Origin of the sequence: Streptomyces inhibens (genome assembly GCF_003389455.1) — a bacterium.
GTDB lineage: Bacteria > Actinomycetota > Actinomycetes > Streptomycetales > Streptomycetaceae > Streptomyces > Streptomyces inhibens.
Map to the genome: position 1 here is coordinate 65,618 of NZ_QUAC01000019.1, position 11,748 is coordinate 77,365.

At 72.9% G+C, this 11,748-nt stretch carries 10 protein-coding genes; all 10 read left to right on the forward strand.

Going from position 1 to position 11,748, the window contains the following annotated elements; translation table 11 throughout:
- Window positions 1–135 precede the first annotated feature (135 nt).
- The 10 genes from DY245_RS03465 to DY245_RS03510 all read left to right on the forward strand — a co-directional run bounded on the left by DY245_RS03465 (window position 136) and on the right by DY245_RS03510 (window position 11,697).
- Window positions 136–1,392 (forward strand): ATP-grasp domain-containing protein, encoded by a 1,257-nt coding sequence (locus DY245_RS03465; protein ID WP_181923502.1) that lies wholly within the window; start codon window positions 136–138, stop codon window positions 1,390–1,392.
- Entirely contained in the window at window positions 1,389–2,276 is an 888-nt protein-coding gene (locus DY245_RS03470; RefSeq protein ID WP_128503328.1) for a Rossmann-like domain-containing protein, read from the forward strand. The genes DY245_RS03465 and DY245_RS03470 overlap by 4 nt, the downstream gene beginning before the upstream one ends.
- Complete coding sequence (locus DY245_RS03475; RefSeq protein WP_280524944.1) at window positions 2,273–3,421, forward strand: PLP-dependent cysteine synthase family protein; 1,149 nt, start codon at window positions 2,273–2,275, stop codon at window positions 3,419–3,421. Before DY245_RS03470 ends, DY245_RS03475 begins: the two co-directional genes overlap by 4 nt.
- Window positions 3,418–4,476, forward strand: coding sequence for a mandelate racemase/muconate lactonizing enzyme family protein (locus DY245_RS03480; protein WP_128503330.1), 1,059 nt, complete (start codon window positions 3,418–3,420; stop codon window positions 4,474–4,476). The genes DY245_RS03475 and DY245_RS03480 overlap by 4 nt, the downstream gene beginning before the upstream one ends.
- Window positions 4,473–5,732: an MFS transporter gene (locus DY245_RS03485; protein ID WP_128503332.1), complete on the forward strand. Its 1,260-nt coding sequence runs from the start codon at window positions 4,473–4,475 to the stop codon at window positions 5,730–5,732. The genes DY245_RS03480 and DY245_RS03485 overlap by 4 nt, the downstream gene beginning before the upstream one ends.
- A gap of 9 nt (window positions 5,733–5,741) precedes the next feature.
- Entirely contained in the window at window positions 5,742–6,554 is an 813-nt protein-coding gene (locus DY245_RS03490) for a class I SAM-dependent DNA methyltransferase (protein ID WP_128503334.1), read from the forward strand.
- Between the two features lie 67 nt (window positions 6,555–6,621).
- Complete coding sequence (locus tag DY245_RS03495) at window positions 6,622–8,232, forward strand: ABC transporter substrate-binding protein (protein ID WP_128503336.1); 1,611 nt, start codon at window positions 6,622–6,624, stop codon at window positions 8,230–8,232.
- Entirely contained in the window at window positions 8,229–9,182 is a 954-nt protein-coding gene (locus DY245_RS03500; RefSeq protein WP_128503338.1) for an ABC transporter permease, read from the forward strand. Before DY245_RS03495 ends, DY245_RS03500 begins: the two co-directional genes overlap by 4 nt.
- Entirely contained in the window at window positions 9,179–10,084 is a 906-nt protein-coding gene (locus tag DY245_RS03505; RefSeq protein WP_128503340.1) for an ABC transporter permease, read from the forward strand. Before DY245_RS03500 ends, DY245_RS03505 begins: the two co-directional genes overlap by 4 nt.
- Complete coding sequence (locus DY245_RS03510; protein WP_244942804.1) at window positions 10,081–11,697, forward strand: ABC transporter ATP-binding protein; 1,617 nt, start codon at window positions 10,081–10,083, stop codon at window positions 11,695–11,697. The genes DY245_RS03505 and DY245_RS03510 overlap by 4 nt, the downstream gene beginning before the upstream one ends.
- Window positions 11,698–11,748: the final 51 nt, after the last annotated feature.

Here is an 11,748-nt window from a genome sequence, read left to right on the forward strand (position 1 = left end):
GGTGACGGCCGCGCAGCCAGTGGCAATGAAAATGATTATCGTTTACAGTGGCGGCCGGTCAAGCCGCCGGGGTGCTCGCAAGGGCCCCGCCGGCCCGGCCAAGGACCCCAACCACGTTGACGACGAAGGGAAACCGTGGCTCATCTGCTGATGGTCGAGAGCTGGGTCGGAGCGATGAGCAGGCTGCTCCCACGAGCGATCCGCGAGGGCGGGCACGAGTTCACCTTCCTCACCCGCGATATGCACCACTACCTGCGCTCCGCGCCCGAAGGCACCGCCCATCCCCTGCTGGGGGCCCGCAATGTGCTGACCGGCGACACCAATGACCTCGACACCCTGCTGCCGGCCGTCGACCGCCTGCACAAGGCCCTGGGGTTCGACGGCGTGATCACCTCCTGCGACTACTACCTCCCCACGGTCGCCCGGATCGCCGACCGTCTGGGGCTGCCGGGCCCCTCGCCCGAAGCGGTCGAGAACGCCTGCCGCAAGGACGCGACCCGCCGGGCGCTCGCCGACGCCGCAGTGGCCGGACCGCGGTTCGCGGTCTGCGCGGACCGGTCGGCGGCCGTCGTCGCGGCGGCGGAGCTCGGCTACCCGCTGGTGCTCAAGCCCGTGGACCTGTGCGCGGGGATGTACGTACGACGCGTCGACGACGAGGAGGAGCTGGTCCGCGCCCACCGTGCGCTCGACGATTTCCCCGTCAACGCGCGCGGTCAGCGCCGTGCCCCGCTCGTGCTGCTCGAAGAGCTGCTGCACGGCCCCGAAGTCAGCGTGGAGACCGTGACGTTCGAGGGCCGTACCCATGTGGTGGGAGTGACGGACAAGAGCGTCGGCGGGGCACCGGCCTTCATCGAGACCGGCCATATGTTTCCCGCCGCCCTCACGGCCGCCGACGCAACGGCCGCCGAGCAGACCGCCGTGCAGGCCCTCAAGGCACTCGGACTCGACAATGTCGTCGCGCACACCGAGATCAAGCTGACCCCCGACGGGCCGCGCGTGGTCGAGGTCAACCCGCGCCCCGCCGGGAACCGCATCACCGAACTCGTCCGCCATGTGACCGGTGTCGACATCGCCGCCGCCTGCGTGGACGTGGCGCTGGGGCACCCGCCCGATCTGCGGATACGGGACACCGGGCTGCGCAGTGCCGCGATCGGATTCCTGGTGCCGCAGACCGCTGGCGTCCTGGAGGCCGTCGACGGCGCCGACCTTGTGCGCGAGGCACCGGAGGTGCTGGAACTCCAGCTCGCCGAGCCCGGCAGGGCGGTCAAGCCGGCCGACAGCAACAACGCCTACCTGGGGCACGTCATGGCCGGCGATGCCACGGGCCCCGGAGCCCGTGGGCGCGTCGAGGCCCTGCTGTCCGCGCTCTGTCCGCGGGTGGTGAACCGATGACCGGCACCGTCAAGACCGTCATCACCCCGGCCGGGGCGCCCCGTTCCGGCGCCGGGCCCACCGCCGCCTCGTACGACGACCTCGTCGCCGGCGTCCTGCGCGGCGACTTCGGTCCCGCGCCCGATACCCAGCGGATCGCCGTGGCCTTCAGCACCCGGCAGGCCGTACGCCACGAAGGGCGCACCGGCGGCTACCGCAATGAAGTGCTGAGCCTGCGGCTGGGCGCGGCGGTCGGCTCGTGTGCGCTGGAACCCGGCGAGCTGCCGGAGGCCGCGATCGACGACTGTGTCGGCGCGGATGTCGCCCGCCTCCTGGAGCACGAGCTGCGCCCGGTGCGGGTGGCCGCCCTGGACGCGTATCTGATGCACGTCCTGCCGCACACGCCCGCGAACGGCGCGCGGCCGTGGTCACTGCCCGCCGGGAGTTCGCTCAGGAAGTCGCGGGCCAGGGCGCGGGCCGTCGTCCACCTCATCGACGCCCCGCCCGGCGCGCGGGTGCTCGTGGTGGGCGTGGTCAACTCCCTGCTGGAAGCGCTGCGTGAGCGCGGCCTTTCGTACGTGCCCTGCGATCTCAAGGGCGGTACGACCGAGTGGGGCGAGCCGATCCGTACCGACGCGCTCGCGGAGCTGCCGCGCTGCGACGCGGTGCTCGCCTCCGGGATGACGCTGGGCAACGGCACCTTCGAGCGGCTGCGGGCACACGCGCTGCGGCACGGCACGCCGCTGGTGATGTTCGCCCAGACCGGCAGCGCGGTGCTGCCCCGCTTCCTGGGCGCCGGGGTGAGCGCGGTGTGCGCCGAGCCGTACCCGTTCTTCTGGCTCGACGGCGGGCCCGGGATCATCCACCGCTACGGCGGCAGCGCGGCCCCCGGAGCCGCCCGGTGACCACCGCCGTACTGCACCCCACCGCCAACCCGGAGCTGCTCGGCCTGCTCGGCCGCACCCCGCTCGCCCGGATCACCGCCGATCTGCCCTGCCCGCACCCCGGCTTCTGGGCCAAGCTCGAAGGGCTCGGCGCCGGTGGCATGAAAGCCCGCGCCGCCGTGTCCATGCTGCGCGGCGCCGCGCAACGCGGCGAACTGCGGCCCGGCGCCCCGGTCGTGGAGTCCACCTCCGGCACCCTCGGCATCGGACTCGCCTTCGCGGGCCAGGCGCTCGGCCACCCCGTCGTGCTGGTCGGCGACACCGAGCTGGAGCCCTCGATGCGACAGCTGCTGCGGACGTACGGAGTCCGACTGGAGCTGGTGGACCGCCCGGCCGCCGAGGGCGGCTGGCAGGCGGCCCGGCTGGCCCGGCTGCGGCAGCTGCTGGCCGAGCTGCCGGGCGCGTACTGGCCCGACCAGTACAACAACCCCGACAACATTGCCGGTTACGCCTCGCTGGCCGCCGAGATGGCGGCCCAGCTGGACCATCTCGATGTCCTGGTGTGCAGTGTCGGCACCGGCGGCCACAGCGCGGGCGTGGTCGGCCCGCTGCGCCGGCACTGGCCGCGGCTGCGGCTGATCGGTGTGGACGCCACCGGCTCGACGATCTTCGGCCAGCCCGCCAGACCCCGGCTGATGCGGGGCCTGGGCAGCAGCATCCATCCGCGCAATGTGGCCTACCAGGCGTTCGACGAAGTGCACTGGGTCGGGCCGGCCGAGTCCGCCGGCGCCTGCCGCCGCCTGGCCCGGTCCAACTTCGTCAGCGGCGGCTGGAGCACCGGCGCGGTCGCGCTCGTCGCGGCCTGGGCCGCCCGTGTGCACCCTGGTGCCGTCGTCGCCACGGTCTTCCCCGACGGGCCGCAGCGCTACCTCGGCAGCGTCTTCGACGACGACTTCGCCGCGGCGCACGGGCTCGATCTGACCGCCGCGGCCACCCGACCCGTCGAGATCCCGCACCCCCAGGCCGCCGAGGCGACGGGCTGGGTCAGGTGCCGGACGGTGGCCGACCCGCTCACCGGCCGCCACCAGGAAGGTCGCGACCGGCATGCGCCCGCAGCCGCAGGCCCGTACATCGCCCACCAGGACCACTTCGAAGAGGCCCCGTGAAGCTCAGTCAGCGCACCGTACGGCTCGAACTCGCCGAGCCACTGCGCATCTCCCGCTCGACGATGGCGGCCCGCGACGCCGTATGGCTGGCCATCGAGCACCAAGGACAGCGTGGCTACGGCGAGGCCGTCAGCAGTACGTACTACGGCTTGGACGCCACCACCCTCGGACGGCTGCTGAGCGAGACCGCCCTGGAACTCGCCCGCTTCGCTGACCCCGAGACCGCACACGAGGCCCTGCGCACCGGCGAACTGACCGCGCGGGACACACCCGCCGCGGTCACCGCGGCCGTCGACTCGGCGCTGCTCGACCTCATCGGCAAGCGCGCCGGCACCCCCGTGCACCAGCTCCTCGACGCCCCCACCGCGCCCGTCGCCGCGACCGCCCGCACCATCGGCATCACCGGACCGCGCGAGGCGGCGCAGCAGGCGGCCCGGCTGGTGCGGCACGGTTTCACCGTCCTCAAGCTCAAGGTGGGTACCCCCGACCCCGAGGACGACCTGTCCCGCGTCCTGGCCGTACGGAACGCCGCACCGCACACCCGGCTGCTGCTCGACCCCAACGGCGCCTGGACCACCACCCTGGCCACCTCCCTGCTGCCCCGTTACGCGGACCTCGGCATCGAGGCCGTCGAGCAGCCGCTGGCCCCAGGAGACCCCGAGTCACTGGCCCGGCTCGCCGCACACTCACCGCTGCCGATCATCGCCGACGAGGACGCGATCGGCATCGAGGACGCCCGGCGGCTGGCCGGCCGGGTACACGGCATCAACGTCAAGCTCGCCAAGTGCGGCGGCGTCACCGCGGCCCGGAGCATCGCCGAGCTGCTCGCCGGCAGCGGCACGTCCCTGATGCTCGGCTGCCTGACCGCCAGCACACTCGGCATCGCACCCGCCGTCCACCTCGCCCACCGGGCCCGGTGGACCGACCTCGACGGGCACCTCCTGCTCGCCCATGACCCCTGGACCGGCATCGGCGGTACCGACGGCACCGTACGGGCGGGCGACCGGCCCGGACTCGGCGTACGGCCGGCCGACGGCGAGGAGGCACCACGATGAAGACCTGGCACGAGATACGCGGCTTCCCGCTCGCCATCCGCCTGCTGCTGATCAACCAACTCGGCGTCAACACCGGCTTCTACCTGCTCGTTCCCTACCTCGCCGTGCACCTGAGCGAGGACCTGGGGATGTCGGCCGCGGTCGTCGGCGTCGTGCTCGGCGTCCGCAACCTCAGCCAGCAGGGACTGTTCCTCATCGGCGGCTCGGCATCCGACCGGCTCGGCGCCCGCGGCGTGATCATCGCCGGCTGCGCGCTGCGCACGGTGGGCTTCGGCCTCTTCGCACTCGGCGACAGCCTGACCGTACTCCTCGCCGCGTCCGTCCTCAGCGGACTGGCCGGGGCGCTGTTCAACCCCGCGGTACGCGCCTACCTCGCGCAGGAGGCCGGCGACCGCAAGGCCGAGGCGTTCGCCCTCTTCAATGTCTTCGCGACCACCGGGGCCCTGGTCGGACCGCTCCTGGGCAGCGCCCTGCTGCTGGTCGACTTCCGCGCCTCCGCCCTCACCGCCGCCGCCATCTTCGCGGTACTCACCCTCGCCCAGGCCGTGGTACTGCCCGCACGTGAGGTCGCCCCGGCCACCAACAGCGTCCTGGGGGACTGGCGCGAAGTAGTCGGCAACCGCATGTTCATGGCCTTCGCGCTGGCCATGGTCGGCATGTTCACCCTGGAGAACCAGCTGTATCTGCTGCTGCCCGACGGAGCCCGCCGAGCCACCGGCTGGGAGGGTGCGGCCGGCCTCGTCTTCCTGGTCGGCACCGTCGCCAACCTCTCGCTCCAGATGCGCATCACCCGTGCGCTGAAGGAACGCGGCAGCCGGGCGCGCTGGATCGGCGTGGGGCTCGGCCTGATGGGCCTGGCCTTCGTACCTCCGATGGCGGTCGCGGGCCTGGGGACACCACCCGGAGGAGTCGGCGGCGCCGCGCTGCGCGCGCTGCCCGTCCTGGCGGGCGTGCTGCTGCTCTACCTGGGCGTCATGATCGCCCAGCCGTTCGTGATGGAGCTGATCCCCGACTTCGGCCGCCCCGACCTCACCGGCACCTACTTCGGACTGTTCTACGTGGTCTCCGGGATCGCCGCGGCCGTGGGCAACACCGTCGTCGGCTGGGCCATGGACACCGGCGACCGCGCGCATCTGCAGTGGCTGCCCTGGGCGTGCTGTCTGGTCTGCGGACTGTTGTCGGCGGCCGGAGTGGCCTGGCTGCACCGCCTGCGGGGACTGCCGGTGCGTGTCGCTCCCGTCTCGATGGCGGCGTGAGGAGGACAGATGCATACGCATGACACCGCCGCCCAGGGCAGCAACCTCCTCACCGACAACCCGGAGTTGTACGAGGCACGCTTCCCCGATACCGAGCGGCTGGCCGGCCGCTGGGCCGAGGACTGTCTACGGCGGTACGCGGCGGGCCCACGGGTCCTGGACCTCGGCTGCGGCACCGGGCGCGACGCCGCGTATCTGCACGCGGCCGGGCGCTCGGTCGTCGGCGCCGATCTCTCCGACGCGATGCTGACATACGCCCGCAGCCACCACCCAGGGCCCCGCTACACCCGGGTCGACCTGCGCGGATTCCAGTTCCCCCGGCGATCCTTCGATGCCGTGGTGTGCCTGGACAGCGCCCTGCTGTACTGCCACACCAACGCCGAACTGGACGGGCTGCTCGCCTCCTGCCGGCGCGCGCTGGCGCCCGGCGGGCTGCTCGTCGCGGAGATGCGCAACGGCGCCTTCTTCCTGGGCCGTACGGAACTCCTCGACGCCCCGGCGGTGAGCGGTTTCAGCCGGCAGGGCGTCACCTACGAGTCCACGACCACCCTGTCCGTCGACCGGGCCGCGCAACTGCTGCGCCGTACGCGGGTGTGGACCGCCGACGACGGTTCCCCGCCGGTCGAGCAGCGCTCCGCCTGGCGGCTGCTCTTCCCCCAGGAACTGCGGTACGTACTCGCCGCCCACGGCTTCGACGTCCTCGACCTGCACGACGGGCCGGGGCCACGCACCGAGCCGCCGTGGAAGGAGGGCGCGATGCCGGGGCCGACCGCCGACGCGGACCGGCTGCACCTGGTCGCACGCCTGACCCGCCATACCTGACGTCCCGTCCCCGCTCCTGCCGGCCAACCGGCAACCACCTCCGCACACCAAGGAACGCGAATCCGCCATGCACCACACCCCTGCCGATGACTCCGTGAACCCCTCCCGCCTCCCCTTCCCCGGCCTGCACCGCCGCGGGTTCCTCGCCGCGGCCGGCGGTATGGCCGGACTCGGCGCGCTCGCGCTCGCCGGCTGCTCCGGCTCCGGTACCTCGGACGATGCGGGCAACAGTGGCGGCAAGCCCCGGCGCGGCGGCAGACTGCGGGCCGCCTTCGCCGGCGGCGGGGCGAGCGAGACCCTCGACCCGCACCTCGCCAACCTCTTCGCCGACGCCGCCCGCGCCAAGGCACTCTTCGACAAGCTCGCCGACTACGGAGCCGACCTCTCCGCCGTACCGCGGCTCGCCTCCTCCTGGGAGCCCAACGCCGGCCTGGACCGCTGGACGGTCCGGCTGCGCAAGGCGACCTTCCACAACGGCAAGCCGGTCACCGCGCGCGACGTCCTCTACAGCTACCGCCGCATCGCCGATCCGGCCCAGGCGTTCCGTGCCAAGGCGTCGCTGGAGCCCATCGACCTCAAGGCGAGCCGCGCCGTGGACGACCGGACGGTGTCCTTCGTACTGAAGCGGCCGACCGCCGAATTCCCCAACCTGCTGGCCGCCTTCGGCGCGTACATCGTCCCCGAAGGAGCCCACGACTTCGACCACCGGCCGGTCGGCAGCGGCCCCTTCCGCTTCGTGTCGTTCACCCCCGGCCGGTCCGCCGTCTTCCGGCGCAACGACGACTACTGGGACGGCGCACCGCACCTGGACGAGCTGGAGTTCGTCGTCGCCAACGAGGAGTCCGCGCGCATCAACTCCCTGCTCGGCGGCCAGGTCGAGTACGCCCACGAGCTGACGCCGACCACCGCCCGCGCGCACGAGGGCAAGGGGCAGATCGAGATCGTACGGCTGCGCAACAGCGCCATGCAGGGCTTCGCGATGAAGACCGACCGGGCGCCCTTCGACGACAAGCGGGTCCGTGAGGCGTTCTTCCTGATCGCCGACCGCAAGGAGCTGGTCGACGGCGCACTGTCCGGCGCCGGCGAGATCGGCAACGACCTCTTCGGCAAGGGCTACCAGTACTACGCCGACGGCCTGCCGCAGCGCGCACAGGACCTGGACCGGGCCCGCCATCTGCTGAAGAAGGCCGGCGCCGACGGGCTGAAGGTCACCCTGGACACCTCCGCCGTGGCTGCCGGGTTCACCGAAGCCGCCGCGATCTTCCGGGATCAGGCCGCCAAGGCCGGGGTGAAGGTGAAGGTGGCGATGGGCAGCAAGGACAGCTACTGGCAGGACACCCTCGACTCCGGAACCCTGTCCTGCTACCGCTCCGGCGCGATGCCCATCGAATCGCACTTCTCCCAGCGGCTGCTGACCAACTCCACCACCAACGCCACCAAGTGGCGGCACAAGGACTTCGACGCGCTCTACCGACAGGCCCAGTCCACCAAGAACACCCAGGACCGCGCCGCCGTCTACGCCCGCATGCAGCGCCAGCTGTACGCCGAAGGCGGCTTTCTCGTCTGGGGATTCGCCGACTGGATTCTCGGCACCGCCCGCACCGTCCGAGGCGTCGCACACCGGGCACCCGCCAACACCCTGGACTGGGCCCGCTTCGACAAGGTGTGGTTCGCATGACCGGACTGCGGCAGTGGCTGCTGCGCCGCCTGTTGCTCGGTACGGGGCAGCTGGTGGCCGTCGTACTGCTCGTCTTCGCCCTCACCGAGGCGCTGCCGGGCGACGCCGCGGTCGCGCTCGCCGGCGACCAGCCCGACCCCGAACGCATCGCGGCCCTGCGCACCGCGATGCACCTGGACCGGCCCGCGTACGAGCGCCTGGCGGACTGGGCGGCCGGCCTGCTGCACGGTGACTTCGGCACCTCCCTGGTGTCGGGCCGGCCCGTCAGCTCCTACCTCGCCGACGGCTTCGGCCCGACCGTGCTGCTCGCCGCGCTCACGGTCGTCCTGCTGGTGCCAGTCGCCGGCGGCCTGGGTGTCCTGGCCGCCCGGCACGAGGGACGGTTCACGGACCGCCTCATCAGTTCCGTGACCCTGGCCGTCTACGCGGTACCGGAGTTCGCCCTCGGCATCTTGCTGGTCACCGTCTTCGCGCTGCGCCTCGGCTGGCTTCCGCCGACCGCCGTCGGCTACGGCGCCGATCTGCCGGCCCATCCCGCGGTGCTGGTGCTGCCCGTACTGGTCCTGCTCTCCCGGCCGGTCTGCTCGCTGGCGCGCCTGGTCCGCGCCGGCATGATCGACGCGCTGGCCGCGCCGTACGCCGCGCAGGCCCGCCGCTACGGCATCCCGGGCGCGCGCATCCGGTATGCGCACGCCCTCCCCAACGCCCTCGCGCCCGCTGCCCAGCAACTCGCCCGCACGGTCGACTGGCTGCTGTGCGGTGTCATCGTCGTGGAGGCCCTGTTCGTGATCCCCGGACTCGGAACGGTCCTGATGAACGCCGTCGCGGAACGCGATGTCCCCGTCATCCAGGGCCTTGCGATCGTCTTCGGCCTCACCGCCGTCGTCCTCAACCTCGGTGCGGACGTGGTCGCCCACCGCTTCGCACCCCGTGCGCTGGTGGCGGCATGACCACACCGGCAACCGGCGCTCCGCCGACCGGAGCTCCACCCCTCGTCACCGCCCGCGCGCGCCCCGGCCGCTTCGCCGTCGCCCTGCTGATCATCGGCGTCCCGCTCGTCCTCGCCCTCCTCGGGCCGCTGTTCGCCGGCGAGGCCGGACCGCGCGCCGCCTCCTTCACCCTGGGCGGCGGACACTGGGCCGGCACCGACTTCGTCGGCCGGGATGTCTGGCGGCAGGTGCTGCTCGGCGGCCGCCCGGTGGTCGTGACCGCGCTCGCCGCAACAGCGCTGGCCTACGCGGTGGCGCTACCGCTGGGCCTGATCAGCGCACTGACCCACCGCACCTGGCTCGAAGAGCTGCTGATGCGGCCCCTGGACGTCGTGCTCGCCGTGCCGTCCCTGCTCCTCATCCTGCTGGTGGCGGCGGTCCTGGCACCCGGCCCGATGGGCCTTGCGCTCCTGGTGGCCCTGGTCAACATCCCGGATGCCGCCCGGATCATCCGGGCCACCGCGGCCGAGGCGGCCTCCCGCCCCGCGGTCGAGGCGCTGCGTATGCAGGGCGAAACCTGGTGGCGGATGGCCGTCGGCTACGTCGGCCGCTCGGCCCTGCGCACCCTCGCCACCGACGCCGGGGTCCGGCTCACCGGCGTGCTGTATCTGGTCGCCACGGCAGCCTTCCTCGGCGTCGGCGTCGAACCGGACGCCGCCGACTGGGCGGTGATGGTGGACCGCAATCGGACGGGGCTGTTTGTGCAGCCCTGGGCCGTGGTGGTGCCGGCGCTGCTGATCGTGGGGCTGACCGTGGGGGTCAATCTGTTGGTCGACGCGGCGTTGGCCACGCGTGAGAGGCGCGTGCGCCCCGGCCGCAAACCGGGGGAAAAGCCGGGGGAAATGGGGGAGAGCAGTCCGTGAACGACAAGGAAGTTGCCCAGGTCCGGGACCTGCGCGTCGAAATCGGTGGCAGGGCGATCGTCGACGGGGTGAGCCTGCGGATGCTGCCCGGCAAGATCACCGCCCTGGTCGGCGCCTCCGGCAGCGGCAAGACCACCACCGGCCTCGCCCTGCTGGGCACATACCCGCCCGGCGCCAGGGTGACCGGCGAGATCCGCGTCCCCGAGGGCATCGTCGGCTACGTACCGCAGCACCCCGCCACCGTCCTCAACCCCGCCCGCCCCATATCCGCCCTCCTCCGGGACATCGCACGCACCCAGGTACGCCATCTGCCCCGCCGCGACCGCCGCCCCGCCATCCAGGAACGTATCCAGCACGCGCTCACCCGGGCCCAGCTCCCCGACGGCGAAGCCCTGCTGTCCCGCTACCCCCACCAGCTCTCCGGCGGACAACAGCAACGCGTCGTCCTCGCACAGGCCCTGCTGACCGGCGCCCGGGCAGTCGTCGCGGACGAACCGACCACCGGCCAGGACGCCCTGACGAAGCGTCACCTGACCACTCAGCTGGCCGCCGTGGCCCGGCAGGGCATCGCCGTACTGCTCCTGAGCCACGACCTGGATGTCGTCCGTGCGCTGGCCGACGAGGTCCATGTCATGCGCGCCGGCCGCATCGTGGAGTCCGGCCCGCCGGAACGGCTGTGGCGCGCGCCGCAGCACCCCTGGACCCGCGAACTCCTCTCCGGCCCCGCCTCCGCCCCTGCTTCCACCGAGGTCAAGCCGGAGACAACGACGGCCACGACGGCCGGCGCCGGCGATGATGGCGCCGACGCCGATGACCACGAGGCCGTACTGCGGATACGCGGCCTCACCGCCCGCCACGACACCACCACCGTCCTGCACAGCACCGATCTCCTCCTCCACCCCGGCACCGGCCTGGCCGTCGTGGGCCGCTCCGGCAGCGGCAAGACCACCCTCGCCCGCTGCCTGGCCGGTCTGCACCGGACCTACGGCGGCGAGGTCCTGCTCGACGGCGTCCCGCTGCCCCGCAGCCTCCGTGCCCGAAGCCGTCGGCAACTGGCCGCGGTGCAGTACGTCTTCCAGGACGCCCGCGCCGCATTCGACGAGCACCGCCCGGTCGTCGACCAGGTGGCCCGCACCGCGATACGCCTGCGCCACGTCCCCCGGTCGGAAGCCGTGGCCGAGGCGGAGCGCACCCTGACCTCCCTCGGCCTCGCCGTCGACCTCGTACGCCGCAAGCCCGGGCAGCTCTCCGGCGGCGAACTCCAGCGTGCCGCGCTGGCCCGTGCGCTCATGGCCCACCCCCGGGTACTGATCTGCGACGAGATCACCTCCGGCCTGGACAGCATCACCCGCCGCGGGCTCCTCACCCTCCTCACCGACCTCCTGCACACCCGCCCGGACCTCTCCCTGGTCCTGATCACCCACGACCTCGACACCGCCACCCTGGCCGACCGGATCGCCGTGCTCGACTCCGGCCGGCTCGTGGAACAGGGCCCGACCGACCACCTGCTCGCCCACCCCCGGCATCCGCTCACCGCCTCCTTGCTCCAGGCGTCCCCCCACCTCGCATCCGCGACGCGGGACGAGCGGACGAGCGGGGTCCGGACCGGATAGCCCGGGTACGGACACTCGGGCCCTGGGGCCCGCGGCTAGGTCGCCGCGGGC